This is a genomic window from Nocardioides sp. WG-D5 (genome assembly GCF_054031175.1).
Genome location: NZ_CM132928.1, coordinates 2,131,174 through 2,146,601, shown reverse-complemented (window position 1 = coordinate 2,146,601; position 15,428 = coordinate 2,131,174). Strand labels below are relative to the sequence as shown.

Annotated in this window: 17 protein-coding genes; 3 read left to right on the top strand and 14 right to left on the bottom strand. The window is 68.6% G+C overall.

Features of this window, described 5'->3' with window-relative positions:
- Positions 1 to 32 precede the first annotated feature (32 nt).
- From icmF to ACWZJV_RS10455, 4 genes are all read right to left on the bottom strand, one after another.
- On the bottom strand, positions 33 to 3,149 hold the full coding sequence (gene icmF, locus ACWZJV_RS10470; RefSeq protein WP_457181376.1) for a fused isobutyryl-CoA mutase/GTPase IcmF: 3,117 nt from the start codon (positions 3,147 to 3,149) through the stop codon (positions 33 to 35).
- Positions 3,150 to 3,249: 100 nt separating this feature from the next.
- Positions 3,250 to 3,495 (bottom strand): STAS domain-containing protein, encoded by a 246-nt coding sequence (locus ACWZJV_RS10465; protein WP_457181944.1) that lies wholly within the window; start codon positions 3,493 to 3,495, stop codon positions 3,250 to 3,252.
- Between the two features lie 30 nt (positions 3,496 to 3,525).
- A complete protein-coding gene (locus tag ACWZJV_RS10460; RefSeq protein WP_457181375.1) occupies positions 3,526 to 4,926 on the bottom strand; it encodes a SulP family inorganic anion transporter in 1,401 nt (466 codons plus the stop codon).
- Between the two features lie 9 nt (positions 4,927 to 4,935).
- Positions 4,936 to 5,175, bottom strand: coding sequence for a hypothetical protein (locus ACWZJV_RS10455; protein WP_457181374.1), 240 nt, complete (start codon positions 5,173 to 5,175; stop codon positions 4,936 to 4,938).
- 116 nt (positions 5,176 to 5,291) lie between these two features.
- Between ACWZJV_RS10455 and ACWZJV_RS10450 the strand changes: the two genes are divergently transcribed.
- Genes ACWZJV_RS10450 through ACWZJV_RS10440 form a run of 3 tightly spaced genes read left to right on the top strand, consistent with a single transcriptional unit; the run spans position 5,292 to position 6,281 of the window.
- On the top strand, positions 5,292 to 5,624 hold the full coding sequence (locus tag ACWZJV_RS10450) for an ArsR/SmtB family transcription factor (protein WP_008360734.1): 333 nt from the start codon (positions 5,292 to 5,294) through the stop codon (positions 5,622 to 5,624).
- Between the two features lie 16 nt (positions 5,625 to 5,640).
- A complete protein-coding gene (locus ACWZJV_RS10445; RefSeq protein WP_457181373.1) occupies positions 5,641 to 6,009 on the top strand; it encodes a zinc ribbon domain-containing protein YjdM in 369 nt (122 codons plus the stop codon).
- 5 nt (positions 6,010 to 6,014) lie between these two features.
- Positions 6,015 to 6,281 carry a transcriptional regulator gene (locus tag ACWZJV_RS10440; protein ID WP_457181371.1) on the top strand — a complete coding sequence of 89 codons (267 nt, stop codon included), beginning with the start codon at positions 6,015 to 6,017 and terminating at the stop codon, positions 6,279 to 6,281.
- A 29-nt stretch (positions 6,282 to 6,310) separates the two neighbouring features.
- On the opposite strand, the gene ACWZJV_RS10435 is transcribed toward ACWZJV_RS10440, so the two are convergent.
- The 10 genes from ACWZJV_RS10435 to ACWZJV_RS10390 all read right to left on the bottom strand — a co-directional run bounded on the left by ACWZJV_RS10435 (position 6,311) and on the right by ACWZJV_RS10390 (position 15,427).
- On the bottom strand, positions 6,311 to 6,805 hold the full coding sequence (locus tag ACWZJV_RS10435; RefSeq protein WP_457181370.1) for a MarR family winged helix-turn-helix transcriptional regulator: 495 nt from the start codon (positions 6,803 to 6,805) through the stop codon (positions 6,311 to 6,313).
- 25 nt (positions 6,806 to 6,830) lie between these two features.
- Entirely contained in the window at positions 6,831 to 7,382 is a 552-nt protein-coding gene (locus ACWZJV_RS10430) for a hypothetical protein (protein ID WP_196872736.1), read from the bottom strand.
- A 37-nt stretch (positions 7,383 to 7,419) separates the two neighbouring features.
- Entirely contained in the window at positions 7,420 to 7,746 is a 327-nt protein-coding gene (locus tag ACWZJV_RS10425; RefSeq protein ID WP_196872737.1) for a DUF4333 domain-containing protein, read from the bottom strand.
- A 69-nt stretch (positions 7,747 to 7,815) separates the two neighbouring features.
- Positions 7,816 to 8,715: an ectoine hydroxylase gene (thpD, locus tag ACWZJV_RS10420; RefSeq protein WP_196872738.1), complete on the bottom strand. Its 900-nt coding sequence runs from the start codon at positions 8,713 to 8,715 to the stop codon at positions 7,816 to 7,818.
- Positions 8,712 to 9,128, bottom strand: coding sequence for an ectoine synthase (locus ACWZJV_RS10415; RefSeq protein ID WP_457181369.1), 417 nt, complete (start codon positions 9,126 to 9,128; stop codon positions 8,712 to 8,714). The genes thpD and ACWZJV_RS10415 overlap by 4 nt, the downstream gene beginning before the upstream one ends.
- 28 nt (positions 9,129 to 9,156) lie before the next feature.
- On the bottom strand, positions 9,157 to 11,052 hold the full coding sequence (gene ectB, locus ACWZJV_RS10410; protein WP_457181368.1) for a diaminobutyrate--2-oxoglutarate transaminase: 1,896 nt from the start codon (positions 11,050 to 11,052) through the stop codon (positions 9,157 to 9,159).
- A 100-nt stretch (positions 11,053 to 11,152) separates the two neighbouring features.
- The gene (locus ACWZJV_RS10405; RefSeq protein ID WP_231380623.1) at positions 11,153 to 12,151 is read right to left on the bottom strand and encodes a LacI family DNA-binding transcriptional regulator; all 999 of its coding nucleotides are present in this window, start codon (positions 12,149 to 12,151) and stop codon (positions 11,153 to 11,155) included.
- 2 nt (positions 12,152 to 12,153) lie between these two features.
- Positions 12,154 to 13,611, bottom strand: coding sequence for a GH1 family beta-glucosidase (locus ACWZJV_RS10400; protein WP_008360750.1), 1,458 nt, complete (start codon positions 13,609 to 13,611; stop codon positions 12,154 to 12,156).
- The gene (locus ACWZJV_RS10395; protein WP_040756108.1) at positions 13,608 to 14,438 is read right to left on the bottom strand and encodes a carbohydrate ABC transporter permease; all 831 of its coding nucleotides are present in this window, start codon (positions 14,436 to 14,438) and stop codon (positions 13,608 to 13,610) included. Before ACWZJV_RS10395 ends, ACWZJV_RS10400 begins: the two co-directional genes overlap by 4 nt.
- A complete protein-coding gene (locus ACWZJV_RS10390) occupies positions 14,435 to 15,427 on the bottom strand; it encodes a carbohydrate ABC transporter permease (RefSeq protein WP_008360752.1) in 993 nt (330 codons plus the stop codon). The genes ACWZJV_RS10395 and ACWZJV_RS10390 overlap by 4 nt, the downstream gene beginning before the upstream one ends.
- Position 15,428 lies beyond the last annotated feature (1 nt).

The window sequence follows — 15,428 nt, the reverse complement described above, 5'->3', positions numbered from 1 at the left end:
ACAGTTCGGCTGCATACCTTGACGAACATCCATCAGACGTTCCGCCGGTACTGGCCCCCGACCTCGAAGAACGCCTCGGTGACCTGCCCGAGCGAGCAGACCCGGGCGGCGTCCATGAGGGCGGCGAAGATGTTCTCGTCGGAGGTCGCGGCCTGCTTGAGCCGGGCGATGGCGGCCTGGGCTTCGGTCGCGTGGGCGGCCTGGAAGGCGTGGACGCGGTCGAGCTGGGACTTCTTCTCGGTCTCGGTGGCGCGGGCGAGCTCGACGGGCCCGGCGGGGGTGCCGTTGGTGTCACGGACGAAGGTGTTGACGCCGACGATGGGCAGGGTGCCGTCGTGCTTGCGGTGCTCGTAGAGCATCGACTCGTCTTGGATCTTGCCGCGCTGGTAGCCGGTCTCCATGGCGCCGAGGACGCCGCCGCGTTCGGAGATCCGGTCGAACTCCTTCAGGACGGCTTCTTCGACGAGGTCGGTGAGCTCGTCGATGATGAAGGAGCCCTGCAGCGGGTTCTCGTTGAACGCGAGTCCCCATTCGCGGTTGATGATCAGCTGGATCGCCAGCGCCCGGCGCACGGATTCTTCCGAGGGGGTGGTGACGGCTTCGTCGAAGGCGTTGGTGTGCAGTGACTGGGCGTTGTCGTAGATCGCGATGAGCGCTTGGAGGGTGGTGCGGATGTCGTTGAAGTCCATCTCCTGGGCGTGCAGGGACCGGCCGGAGGTCTGGATGTGGTACTTCAGCTTCTGGCTGCGCTCCGAGGCGCCGTAGCGCTCCCGCATGGCGATGGCCCAGATCCGGCGGGCGACGCGGCCGATGACGGAGTATTCGGGGTCCATGCCGTTGGAGAAGAAGAAGGACAGGTTGGGGGCGAAGTCGTCGATCGACATGCCGCGGGCGAGGTAGGACTCCACGTAGGTGAACCCGTTGGCCAGGGTGAAGGCGAGCTGGGAGATGGGGTTCGCCCCGGCCTCGGCGATGTGGTAGCCCGAGATGCTCACCGAGTAGAAGTTGCGGACGCTGTTCTGGATGAACCATTCCTGGATGTCGGCCATGCAGCGCAGGGAGAACTCGGTGGAGAACAGGCAGGTGTTCTGGCCCTGGTCCTCCTTGAGAATGTCGGCCTGCACCGTGCCACGCACCGTCTGCAGCGCCTTCGCCGGGTCGACGCCGCGCTCGCGGGCCTGATCGATCACGGTGTTGAGGAAGAACGCCAGGATCGTCGGCGCCGGCCCGTTGATCGTCATCGACACCGAGGTCGTCGGGGCGAGCAGGTCGAAGCCGTCGTAGAGCGCCTTCATGTCGTCGAGCGTCGCGACCGAGACGCCCGAGGTGCCGACCTTGCCGTAGATGTCGGGGCGGAGGTCGGGGTCACGGCCGTAGAGCGTGACCGAGTCGAACGCGGTCGAGAGCCGGGTGGCGGGCTGGCCCTCGGAGAGCAGCTTGAAGCGGCGGTTGGTGCGGAACGGGTCGCCCTCACCGGCGAACATCCGGGCCGGGTCCTCGTTGGCGCGCTTGTAGGGGAAGACGCCCGCGGTGAACGGGAAGAACCCGGGCAGGTTCTCGTTGCGCAGGAACCGGGTCAGCTCACCGCGGTCGGTGTAGCCCGGGGTGGCCACACGCGGGATGTAGTTGCCGGCCAGCGAGGTCCGGCCGCTGTCATCGGCGGCGTACGTCTCCTTGGTCTCCTGCCACGAGTCCAGCTGCGTGCGGAGGTCCTCGGGGAGCTCGGAGGCCGGGACCTCGAGCTCGGGGTGGTCCGCGGAGACGATCTCGTAGGCCTGCTCCTTGCGCGCCGCGGCGATGAGCTCGACGGTGCGCGCGTGGTAGTCGCGTACGTCGCCGGCGATCTCGGCCAGGTAGCGCACCCGCTTCTCGGGGATGATCGGGTGCAGGCCCGTCGAGTGGCGGGTCGAGACACGGGGCAGCGTGCCCTCGCTCAGCGCGAGGCCGGCCTCGCCGAGAAGACCCTTGATGTGCTGGTAGAGCGCGGTGACGCCGTCGTCGTCGAAGGCGGCGGCGGAGGTGCCGAAGACCGGCATGTCCTCGGGCGAGGAGGTGAACGCCTCCCGGTTGCGGACGAGCTGGCGCGACACGTCGCGCAGCGCGTCCTCGGCCCCACGCCGCTCGAACTTGTTGATCGCGACGACGTCGGCGAAGTCGAGCATGTCGATCTTCTCGAGCTGCGAGGCGGCGCCGAACTCGGGCGTCATCACGTAGAGCGAGACGTCGACGAAGTCGCTGATCCCGGTGTCGCCCTGGCCGATGCCGGGCGTCTCGACGATGACCAGGTCGACGGCGGACTTCATCACCGCGAGCACCTCGGCGAAGCGTTCGGGCACCTCGTGACCGCCGCGCGTGGCGAGGGAGCGGTAGAACGTGGTCGAGCCGCCGTCGTGCATCGCGGCCAGCGAGTTCATCCGGATCCGGTCGCCGAGCAGCGCGCCGCCACCGCGCCGCCGGGTCGGGTCGATGGCGAGGACGCCGATGCGGATCTTGTCCTCCTGGTCGTTGCGCAGCCGCCGGACCAGCTCGTCGGTGAGGGAGGACTTGCCGGACCCGCCGGTGCCGGTGATGCCGAGGACGACCGCCTGGTCGGCCTCCTGCAGCCGGGCGAGGAAGTCCTCGGGCAGCCGGCCCTGCTCGGCACCGGTGATCGCGCGTCCGATGGCGAGCCCGTAGCCGGCGACCACGCCGTCGGGGGTGATCGGGAAGGTGGGCCACAGGTCGCGGTCGATGTCGCGTACGACCGAGTTGATCATCCCGGGGAGGCCCAGTCGCTGGCCGTCCTCGGGGGAGAAGATCTTGACGCCGGAGTTTGCCAGCCGCTCGATCTCGTAGGGGACGATGACGCCGCCGCCCCCGCCCACGACCTTGACGTGGCCGGCGCCGCGCTCCTTGAGCGCGCTGACCAGATACTCGAAGAACTCCACGTGGCCGCCCTGGTAGGAGGAGACCGCGACGCAGTGGGCGTCCTCCTGGACGGCGGCGTCGGCGATCTCGGTCACGGAGCGGTTGTGACCGAGGTGGATCACCTCGCATCCCTGGGCCTGGAAGATCCGGCGCATGATGTTGATCGCCGCGTCGTGGCCGTCGAAGAGGCTGCTCGCGGTCACGATCCGCACGTGGTTCTGGGGGATGTGGAGGTCGGACATGGGCGGTGCTCCCAGGGGAATAGTTGGACGTCCAAGTATTTCCAGGATAGGTCGTGGATCACATACTCGCCAGTACGCGCGTACGCCTGGGCCCACGGCCTCACGTCGCGGCGTGCTCGGCCACCAGTTCCAGCGCGCGGGAGATGGCCTCCGGAGTCGTGCTGTGGATGCGGTTGTCGCGGCGCAGGTGGTCGGCGACCCCGAGGCGGGCCAGGATCTCGGCGTGCTCGGGAGAGATGCCCGAGATCATGACGACCTTGCCCCGTCGCTCGAGACGGGAGATGACCTCGTCCAAGACCTTTGCGCCGGTCGCGTCGATCGTGGTCACACGGGACATCCTCAGCACCACGACTCGCACATCGGCGACCTCGGAGAGCTAGAGCAGGAAGCGGTGGGCGGCGGCGAAGAAGAGCGGTCCGTCGAAGCGGTAGACGACGATGTGCTTCTTCAGCAGCTCGTGCTCCTCCTCCGAGTGCATCCCACGGGCCGGCCCGAACGGCTCGACCCGCTCGATGACCGCACTCCGGGCGACCTGCCGCAGGGCGTACAGGATGGAGACCAGCAGCCCCGCGATCACCGCGTCGACGAGATCGAAGGCGACCGTGACGACGAAGGTGAGCACCAGGACGACCGCGTCGCCGCGGGTCGAGCGCAGCAGGGCGAGGACCGAGGCGACCTCGATCATGCGTACGCAGGTGGCCAGCAGCACGCCGGCGAGCGCCGCGAGCGGGATGTGCGAGACCAGACCGGCCAGCGCGCTCACGATCACCAACAGGACCACCGCATGAGTGACAGCGGCCAGCTTGGAGCGCGCCCCGGCACGCACGTTGACGGCGGTGCGCGCGATCGCCGCCGTCGCGGGTACGCCGCCGAAGAACGGCACCGCGAGGTTGGCCAGCCCCTGGCCGATGAGCTCGCGGTCGGGGTCGTGGGACTCGTCCACGGTCATCGAGTCGGCCACGGTCGCGCACAGCAGGCTCTCCAGGGCAGACAGCGCGGCAACCGCCGCGGCCGCGGGGACCAGGGCGGTCAGCCCGGAGAGCGACACGAATCCAGCGCTCGGCGCGGGCAGGCCCGGCGGCAGCTCTCCGATCCCTTCGACGGGTGACCACAGCCCGGCCACGGTGGCCAGCACGATCGCGACCAGAGACCACGGCACCGCCGGACGCCACCGCTGCGCGGCGAGGATGAACGCCGCCACCAGCACCGCCATCACCACGGGTGCCCACTGTGGCTGTCCGAGCCAGCGACGGACCACGTCGAGAGCGACCTGCCAGGTGTGCTCGAACTCGCCGCCGTCGATCCCGAACATCGCCGGCACCTGCTGCAGCCCGATCACCACGGCGATCCCCACCGTGAATCCCTCGATCACCGGTATCGGCAGGTAGCGCACCAGCTTCCCGAGACCGAGCCCGGCGGCGATCAGCAGCATGATCCCCGCCAGCAGTCCGACCATCAGCACCCCGTCACGGCCGAAGTCGTGGATGATCGGCACCAGCACGACCGTCATCGCCCCGGTCGGCCCGGAGACCTGCAGGTTCGAGCCGCCGAACACGGCGGCGACGATGCCTGCGACCACGGCTGTCACGATCCCGGCCGACGCTCCCATCCCGGAGGACACCCCGAACGCGAGCGCCAGCGGCAGTGCCACCACGGCGACCGTGACCCCGGCGACCAGGTCTCTCCTCGGATCCCGTCTGACCGCCTGCCAGTCCTCCCGGCCCGGCAGCAGGGCGACGCCGCGATCTCTCAGCCCCGCGAGGGACACCGACGACACGGCGACCACCTAGCCGTCCTCCGGGATCTGATCGGGATCGAACGGTGTGGTGTGGTGGCGCAGGATGCTCTGGTCCAGCGGGAGCGCGACGTGACGACGGATCCGCTTCCCGGTCGAGTCGGTCAGATAGAGCCACACGACGCCCGGAACGGCGGACCGGATCAGGCGCACCCGGCACCGACGCATCGGTGTTCCCGGGATGGTGATGACGTCGCCGATCTCGATCCGACCGGCGCTCACGTTGGCCACTAGGTGCTCCTGAAGGTCGAGTGGCGAAATGAATCCAAGACATGAAGATATCTTCAAGTCATGTATCGTAGTCCCATGCCGGACTTCCCGCTCCATCCCGTTCGACGGAGGACTCGATGAGCGTCCCGCTCTACCAGGCCAAGGCCCAGTTCTTCCGCACCCTCGGCCACCCCGCGCGGATCCGCATCCTGGAGCTCCTCGCCGAGCGCGACCACGCCGTCCACGAGCTCCTGGAACGGATCGCGATCGAGCCCAGCAACCTGTCGCAGCAGCTCTCGGTGCTGCGGCGCACCTCGCTCGTGGCCTCCTACCGGCAAGGAAGCGAGGTCGTGTACTCCATCAGCATCCCCGAGGTCCGCGACCTCCTGTTCTCCGCACGCACCATCCTGTTCAACCTCGCCGAGACCCGCAGTGAGTTCGAGGACGAGCTGACGGTCGCCGACGACTGACGCCGACCCACCCGCCATGAGCAACATCGAAGAGAGTCTGATGACCGACGCACTGCCCCCATGCCCGGAATGTTCCGAGGCCTACTCCTACGAGCAGGGCGCCCTGCTCGTCTGCCCGATGTGCGGACACGAGTGGAATCCCGAGGACACCGAGATCGCCGATGCCGGGCAGATCACCGACGCCCACGGGACCCCGCTCGCCGATGGTGACTCGGTCACGGTGATCAAGGACCTGAAGGTCAAAGGGTCCTCCCTCGTCGTCAAGGTCGGCACCAAGGTCAAGAACATCCGCCTCGGCGACGGCTTCGGCGGCCACGACATCGACTGCAGGATCGACGGCATCGGGCCGATGCAGCTCAAGTCGGAATACGTCAAGAAGAGCTGATCCTCGTGCACATCGAGCAGGTCAAGAAGTACGTCGCGTCCTCGTTGCTCTGCGCCGTCGTGCTCCTGCACTCCCTGGCGATGGCCGCGCTCGGCGCGACCGGTGCCGACAAGGGCGGCGCGCGCGAGGGTCTCTTCGTGATCTCGGTGCTTCTCGGCGTGATGGCCGTGGCCGGCGTACGCGTGATCAACAGGCTCTCGCTGGTCACGCCCTGGTTTCTGCTGACGCCCGTGATCCCGCTGCTCGTCTACTACTTCGTGCTCTGGAGATAGCAGCCCCGACTCGGCGGTTACGCCACGTCCTAGTCGACCGTGTCCCCGGAGGCCGCGCGGAGCTGGCTGAGCAGCGCGGTCACGCCGGGTACGTCCTCGATCCCGGGCTTCTCGAAGACCTCGGTGTTGAGCGAGACCGTGGCCGCCTCGACCACCTCGCGTCCCGCGTCGGTGATGGCGGCGAGGACCACACGGCCGTCAGCGTCGGAGCGGCTGCGGCGTACGAAGCCCTGCTTCTCCAGCCGGGCGACCGCGCTGGTCACCGAGGCCGGGTGGACCTGGAGCCGGGAGCCCAGCTTGGCCATCGGGAGCTGGCCGTCCTGGGTGAAGGAGAGGAGGCGGAGCACCTCGTAGCGGGCGAAGGAGAGGTCGTGGGGGCGCAGCGCGGCATCGACGCGCTCCATGACGAGCTGGTGCACGCGCACGAGCGAGGTCACCAGCGCCATCCCGTCGGCAGCGTCGGCCCAGCCGTGCGCGATCCACTGCCGTTTCGCCTCGCGGATCGGATCCATGCGGGTCAGCATCACACAGATTGTCCCGACGACATGGTCAAGACGGCGAGCCGAAGGTGCCCATCAGGTTGAGGATCACGGCCACGCCGATGACCGTCGCGATCACCGAGAGGGTGACGACGAGGCCCACGGCGACGGAGAAGCCCGCCCCCTCGTGCCGCGCGCCGCGCTGCTGCAGCGCGTAGAGGCGGGCGACGCTGGTGATCAGCGTGCGGCCCTCCTCGGCGTCGAAGCGGAACTGGTCCAGGTCGGGGACCGCCGCGGGGTCGTGCACGGTCCACACGCCCTGGTCGGTCTGGTCGTCGTCGGCCTCGATGCGGCGTACGCCGGTCTTCTGGGTGTGCGGCACGTCGCCGAACCAGACGAGGCTGCGGGTGTCCTCGATGATCGCGTAGGAGCTCCGGGTCGGCATCGACACGTGGTAGGTGAAGACCCAGTTCAGCTTGGCGGCCAGCAACGTGGGATGCCAGCGCTCGTCGGCCAGGTCGAGCTCGACGTCGAACCCGCGCGCCGTCTCGGTCGCCTTGTAGGGCGTGCCGTCGCACACGCGCGCGACATGGTCGAAGAAAGGCCTCGCATGAGGGGACACGACTCAACAGGTTATCGGTTCCGGGGACTCTGTGGGCTCACTCCGTGGCGTTGGGCGGCACGTCGATCTTGAAGTGGACCCGGCCACCGTCGACGTCGTCGACGGTGATGATCGCGTCGTACTTCTCGCCCTCGGAGGTGAGGACGCAGGTCATCTCGGTGCCGACCTTGCCCTCGAGGTCGCCGGGGCAGTCGAGGCCCTCGGGGGTCACGCCGATGGCGTTGGTGAGCTGCTCGGTCGCGATCCGCTCGACCGTCTTCTCCTGCACGTAGTCCTTGCCCGAACCGCAGGCCGTCAGGGCGAGCGACAGCGCCAGCAGAGCCGCGCCGGTCATGGCGCCCGAGAAGGCGCGGGTGCGTGTCATGGGCTCAGCCTAGGGGTAGGCAAAGACCGGACAGACGTACGCCGCACCACCTCGGGCGCCGCGGGGCGGTCAGCCCACCGGCGTGAAGTCGCGCGCCCCGATGAACGAGGGCCGCGGCCTCGGGGCCGAGAACGGCTCGACCGCCGTGTTCTCCACGCTGTTGAACACCAGGAAGACGTTCGAGCGCGGGTACGGCGTGATGTTGCCGTTGGAGCCGTGCATGCAGTTGCAGTCGAACATGACCGCGCTGCCGGCAGCACCGGCCAGCACGTCGATCCCGTAGACGTTCGCCATCTTCGTGATCGTCTCCTGGTCCGGGGTGCCCGCGCCCTGCATCACCAGCGAGGACTTGTAGTTGTCCTCGGGAGTGGCGCCGCCGCACGAGACGTACGTCCGGTGCGTCCCGGGCATGATCATCAGCGGCCCGTTGAAGGAGTGGTTGTCGGTCAGCGAGATGGAGATGCTGACCGTCCGCATCCGGGGCAGGCCGTCCTCGGCGTGCCAGGTCTCGAAGTCGGAGTGCCAGTAGAAGTCGCCGCCGCCGAAGCCGGGCTTGAGGTTGATCCGGCTCTGGTGGATGTAGACGTCCGAGCCGAGGATCTGCCGGGCGCGGCCGACCACGCGTGGGTCGGCCGCGAGCCGGGCGACGACGTCGCTGGTCCGGTGCACCTCGAAGATCGAGCGCACCTCCTGGGAGGAGGACTCGATGATCGTACGTTCGTCGGCACGGGTCTCCGGGTCGTTGCTGAGCCGACGCAGCTCGGCGCGGAGCTCCTCGACCTCCTCGGGGGTGATGAGGTCGGGCACGGTCAGGTAGCCGCGCTCGTCGTAGGAGTCGAGCGTCTGCTGGTCGATCGGCCCGTCGGCGGCCGTACCCCAGACGACCTGGTCCTGCCGGGGGAGCACGGAGAAGCCGTCCTCGAGGCGGGTGGGGTACACGTCCTCGGCGTGTTCGGTGGTAGCGGTCATGCAGTTACCTCCTTGGTCTCGGTGAGGAGCGGGTAGACGCCGTCGGCGTCGTGCACCTCACGACCGGTGACAGGCGGGTTGAAGGTGCAGATCAGACGCAGGTCCGTCGTGGCGGTGACGGTGTGCTTGTCGTGCTTGTCGAGCAGGTAGCACATCCCGTCGCGGATCTCGTACGTCTCTCCCGTCTCGCGGTCGAGGAGCTCGCCCTCACCGCCGACGCAGTAGACGCACTCGATGTGGTTGGCGTACCAGAACTCGTTCGTCGTCCCGGCCGGGATGTTGGTCTCGTGGAAGGAGAAGCCGACGCCCTCGCGGGCCAGCACGATCCGGCGGCTGCGCCAGGTCCCGTGCGCGGACTCGACGCGTACGTCTCGGTCGGTGTCGTCGAGGTCTTCCAGATAGGTGACGCGCATGTTCTCTCCGTTTCGGGTCTCGGGGCGGTCAGGCCGGGGTGCCGTCGCCGAGGACGGACGCGGTGGCCTCGTCGAGGACGTCCAGACCGCGCGCGAGCTCCTCGGAGGTGATGGTCAGCGGCGGCATCGTCTTGAGGACCTCGTCCTCGGGCCCGGAGGTCTCGACCAGCAGGCCGTGCTCGTACGCCGCGGCCGCGATCTTCCCCGCCGAGCTGGCGTCCGGGAAGGCGATGCCGGTCAGGAGACCGCGACCGCGGACGGCCGCACCCTCGTACCGATCAGCGATCTTCGTCAGCCCCGTGCGCAGCTCGGCGGCCTTCGCCTGGACGTCCTTCTGGAAGGACTGGTCGGCCCAGTAGGTCTCCAGCGCCACCCGGGCGGTGACGAAGGCGAGGTTGTGGCCGCGGAAGGTGCCGTTGTGCTCGCCGGGCTCGAACTGGTCCAGATCGGGCCGGATCAGGGTCAGCGCCATCGGCAGGCCGAAGCCGGAGATCGACTTCGACAGGCAGACGATGTCGGGGGTGAACCCGGCCTCCTCGAAGCTGAAGAAGGTGCCGGTCCGGCCGCAGCCGGCCTGCACGTCGTCGAGGATCAGGATGATGTCGTGCTCGCGGCACAGGTCCGAGAGCGCCTTGAGCCACTCCAGCCGGGCGGCGCTGAGGCCGCCCTCGCCCTGGACGGACTCCACGATGATCGCGGCCGGCTTGTCGACGCCGGAGCCGCTGTCCTGGAGCACCCGCTCCAGCCACATGAAGTCGTCGACGGCACCGTTGAAGTAGTCGTCGTACGGGATCTTCGAGCTGTTGGTCAGCGGGATGCCCGCGCCCCTGCGCTTCATCGAGTTGCCGGTCACCGACAGCGAGCCGAGCGTCATCCCGTGGAACGCGTTGGTGAAGGACAGCACGTGCTGGCGTCCCGTCGCCTTGCGGGCCAGCTTGAGAGCGGCCTCGACGGAGTTGGTCCCGGTCGGACCCGGGAACATCACCTTGTAGTCGAGGTTGCGCGGCTCGAGGATCAGGTCCGAGAAGGCCTGCAGGAAGTCTCGCTTGGCGCTGGTGTGCATGTCCAGCGAGTGCACGATGCGGCCCTCGCGCAGGTAGTCGAGCAGGGGATCGAGCAGCGCGGGGTTGTTGTGCCCGTAGTTGAGCGCGCCCGCTCCGGCGAAGAAGTCCAGGAACTCCCTCCCGTCCTCGCTGGTGACGGTGGAGCCCTGGGAGTGGGTCATCACCGCCGGCCAGCTGCGGCAGTAGCTGCGGACCTGCGACTCGAGGGAGTCGAAGATCGCGGTGGCGGGTTCGGCGGTCGTCGTCATGGACATGACACCTCCGTGTGTCGTCGATCCCGAGCCGGTGTTCCGGCCGGGTCGTGCGGTCGAGAACGGGCCGATGCGGAACAGCAGCTCCGGGTCGTGCCCGTCGGGGAACATCGCGGCCTCGAAGAGCGGCGTGCGCTCGATCGGGGCGCTGCGTGCGTTCGCGAACGAGGTGAACAGCGCGATGGAGGCGCTGTTGTCCGCGGTGATGGTCGTCTCCAGGCGGCGTACTGCCGGGTCGCCGGAGAGGCGACGTTCTGCGGGGCCGGAGAGGCTGTCGACGAGCGTGTCGAGCATGCGGCGGGCCAGACCCTGGCCGCGGTGCCGCTCGTCGACGGCGACCTGCCAGATCATCAGGGTCTCCGGCTCGTCCGGCCGCCGGTAGCCGATGACGAATCCCCCTGGATCGTCATCGACGGTCGCGACGATCGAGGTCGCCGCGAAGTCGCGCGCCCACAGCAGGTAGGCGTACGAGGTGTTGACGTCGAGTACCCGAGAGTCCCGTGCCATCCGCCACAGATGCTGACCGTCCTGGAGGTCCGGTGAGCGGAAGTCGACTCGGGTAGCCGACTTCGGGCGGGGCACGCTGCCAGTCGAATTGCGATGTGGCATCGCCAAGCGACGCTAACAGGATGCCGGGAAGGAGGCCCGGGGCGAGTCCGCACTGCGATATGCGGGCGGACGCGTGGTGCCTCGCGCCGGCGAGGTCGGATCAGGCAGACGTACGCCGCACCAGCTCGGGCGCGAAGACGACCCGGCGAGGGATCGTGGTGCCGCCGTCGAGCTGGGCGAGGAGGAGCCGGACGGCCTCCCTCGCCATGTCTCCTATCGGGTTCTTGACCGTGGTGAGCGGGGGAGTGGTGCGCTCGGCGATGCCGAGGTCGTCGTAGCCGACGACTGCGATGTCGTCGGGTACGCGGCGGCCGGCCCGGCCGAGCACGCGGAGCGCGCCTGCGGCCATCAGGTCGGAGGCGACCATCAGGCCGTCGATGTCCGGATGGTCGCGGAGCAGGATCTCGCAGGCGGCCTCGCCGCCGTCCTCGGTGAAGTCGCCCTCGACGACCGCGTCGGTGGCGAGCCCGGCGGCCTCGAGGGCGGCCCGCCATCCGGCGGCCCGGTCGGTGCCGGCGCTCATGTCGATGGGACCGGTGATGGTGCCGATGCGACGACAGCCGCGCTCGATCAGGATGTTGGTGACCTGGCGGGCGCCGGCGATGTTGTCGGGGTCGGTGTAGAAGACCTTCTCCGCGCCGGTCAACGGCCGGCCGATGAACGCGGCCGGCAGCCCGATGGCCGCGAGGTGGTCGGCGAGGGCGTCGTTGCGGTGGTGGGAGACGACGATCGCACCGTCGACGTGCCCGCCGCGCAGATAGCGCAGCGTCCGCTGCATCTCGTCGCCCGGCTGCGCGATCAGCAGCACGACCTGCAGGTCACGCTGGGCGAGAACCTGGGTCACCACGTGCAGGGTGCGGGCGAAGAACGGGTCGGCGAAGACGCGCTCGTCCGACTCCGGCACGACCATCGCGACGGTGTCGGTCCGGCGCGTCACCAGGGAGCGAGCAGCCGGGTTGGGGACGTAGCCCAGCGTCCGTACGGCCTCGGCGACGGCCTCTGCCGCCTTCGCCGAGACCCGCGAGCCGCCGTTGATGGCGCGCGACGCGGTCGCCCGGCTGACACCAGCCAGCCGGGCGACCTCGTCGAGCGTGGGCATGTTCACGGGCGGGCCGGCACCCGGTTGTTGGCGGCGACGTCGGCGAACCAGAGGCCGCTGTCCTTCAGGGTGCGCACCTGGGTCTCGAAGTCCACGTGCACGATCCCGAAGCGGTGCGCGTAGCCGTAGCTCCACTCGAAGTTGTCGAGCAGGGACCAGGCGAAGTAGCCGCGTACGTCCGCACCCTGCTCCATCGCGTCGAGGGTCGCGCGCAGGTGCTGGTCGATGTAGTCGAGACGGGCGGTGTCGTGCACTGCCCCGTCCTCGACCACGTCGTCATAGTAGGCGCCGTTCTCGGTGATGTAGATCGGCGGGGCACCGTATTCGTCGTTGAGCCGGGTCAGCAGCCGGGTCAGCCAGACCGGGTCGATCTCCCAGTCGCGGGCGGTCGTGGCACGACCTGTGCGCGGGGTGACGAACTCGGCACCGGGGTACGGGTTCCCCCGCGGCAAGTCGGAGTGGACGAGCCGGCTGCCCAGCACCTCGTCGGGGTCGATCTCGAACGGCTTCGCCGCGATGGCGTTGCCGAAGTAGAAGTTGATCCCGAGCACGTCGAGAGGCGCGGAGATGACCTCGAGGTCGCCCTCGAGCACCCAGTCCTGCCACGGCCGGCCCTGGAAGGTCAGCCCCTCGGTGTCGGCGGCGAGGTCGTCGGCGTACTTGCCCCGGAACAGCGGCTCGAAGAACACCCGGTTGTGCAGGCCGTCGATCCGCCGGGTCATGTCGACGTCCTCGGGACGGTCGGCGTCGTAGGGGTCGACGACCGTCGGGTTGAGGGTGATGCCGAGGGACTTCCCGTTCTCCGGCGTCGCGCCGCGACTGCGCAGCTCGTTGACCACCAGGCCGTGGCCGAGCATGAGGTGGTGGGCCGCGACGATGCCGGCCACGCCCTCCTGGCGGCCCGGAGCGTGCTGGCCGCCCGAGTAGCCGAGGAACGCCGAGCACCACGGCTCGTTCAGCGTCGTCCAGTTGTCGACGCGGTCGGAGAGCTCGTCGTAGACGGTGGTCGCGTACTCCACGAACCGGTAGGCGGTGTCCCGGCTGGTCCAGCCGCCCTGGTCCTCCAGCGCCTGCGGCAGGTCCCAGTGGTAGAGCGTGATCCACGGGGCGATGTCGGCCTCGAGCAGCTCGTCGACGAGCCGGTTGTAGAAGTCGAGCCCTGCCTGGTTGACCTTGCCGCCGTCGGGCCGGATCCGCGGCCACGCCGTCGAGAACCGGTACGAGGCCAGGTTGAGGCGCTTCATCAGCGCGACGTCCTCGGGCATCCGGTGGTAGTGGTCGCACGCCACATCCCCGGTGTCGCCGTTGAGGATCGCCCCGGGGACCCGGGAGAAGGTGTCCCAGTTGCTCGGCGTACGTCCGTCCTCGTCGACCGCTCCCTCGATCTGGTAGGACGCCGTGGCAGCGCCCCAGAGGAAGTTCTCGGGGAAGGTGCGACCCTGGTGAGTCGAGGTGGTCATCCTTTGACGGCTCCTTGCATGATGCCGGACACCAGGTGGCGTCCGGTGGCGATGAACAACAGAAGTAGGGGTACGGTCGCGAGGATCGTTCCGGCCTGGACCAGGGCCATGTCGGCATGTCCCTGACCGGGCGCGACCTTGAGCGCGTCGAGCGCGGTCTGCAGGGTCTGCACGTCGGACCCCTGCAGCACGATCAGCGGCCACATGAAGTCGGTCCACACCTGCATGAAGGTGAACAGACCGAGGATCGCCATCGCGGGACGCGCCGCCGGGATGGCGACGGTCCAGAACGTACGGATCATGGACGCGCCGTCGACGCGGGCCGCGTCGATGAGCTCGTCGGGGATCGCGTCGACGAGGTACTGCCTCATGAAGAAGACGCCGAACGCGGTCACCACCCACGGCAGGATCACGGCGGCGTGCGTGCCCGTCAGGCCGAGGTTGGAGAACTGCTTGAGCATCGGCACCAGGGCCAGCTGGGTCGGCACCGCCAGGGTGGCGACGACGAAGACCATCCCCGCGTTGGAGCCGCGGAAGCGGAGCTTGGCGAAGGAGTAGCCGGCCAGCGTCGAGAACAGCACGACCGAGGCCGCCGAGATCCCCGAGACGATGATCGAGTTGAGCAGCGCCGACCAGAAGTCGATCCGGTCGAAGACCCGGCCGGCGTTCTCGAGGAAGTGTCCTCCCGGGACCAGCGGCGGGGGCGACTGGATCGCCCGTTGCCGGGTGACCGAACCGATCACGAAGGACCAGTAGAGGGGGAAGGCCGAGCCCAGCAGGAATGCCGTGAGCAGGCCGTAGACGAGGAATCCAGGTCGTCTGCTCATCGCAAACTCCTTCGCTGGACGGCCCGGGTGACCAGGAAGTTGACCAGTGCGATCCCCACGATGATGAGGAAGAGCACCCAGGCGGCGGCGGCCGCACGTGGATACGGGTTGGTCGTGGTCTGGGCGGTGTTGAAGACGTACATCGTCAGGGTCGTGTACTGGAAGTCGGAGCCGCCCTGGAAGCGGAGGTTGGTGTCGAAGATCCGGGGCTCGGTGAAGATCTGCAGGCCGCCGATGGTCGAGGTGACGATGACGAAGATCATCGTCGGCCGGATCGAGGGCAGCGTGACGTTGAAGAACTGCTTCACCTTGGAGGCTCCGTCGATCTCCGCCGCCTCGTAGAGGTCCCGCGGGATCGCCTGCATGGCGGCGAGGATGATCAGCGCGTTGTAGCCCGTCCAGCGCCAGTTGACCATGGTCGCGATCGCGGTCCAGCTCGCGAACCGGTCGGCGTGCCACGGCACCTTCGGGAGGCCGAAGCCGTCGAGCGTCTGGTTGATCAGGCCCGTGCCGTCGGCGAAGATCGCGCCGAAGATCATCGCGGACGCCGCGGGAGCGACCACGAAGGGCAGCAGGATGCTCATCCGCCACAGGGTGCGGCCCCGGAGCCGGGTGTCGAGCAGCGCGGCGAGGATCGTCGCCACGATGATCTGTGGAACCGAGGAGAGCAGGAACATCCCGATGGTGTTCCAGAAGGCCTTGCGGAAGACCGAGTCACCGAGGACGTGGGCGTAGTTGTCCCAGCCGACCCACGAACCGATCTCGGAACCGTAGGCGGGCCAGGAGAAGAAGGACAGGTAGCCGGTGTAGAGCATCGGGTAGAGCCCGATGAGGATGAACACCAGGAAGAACGGCGCGACGTACAGGTAGGGCGAGAGCTTGAAGTCCCACCGGGAGAGCCGGTTACGCCACGCCTGGCGGCGGGGTGCTGCCCCGGTCGAGGGCGCCGGAGTGGCGTTCTCGACCGGGGCAGAGGTGGTGGTCGGCATG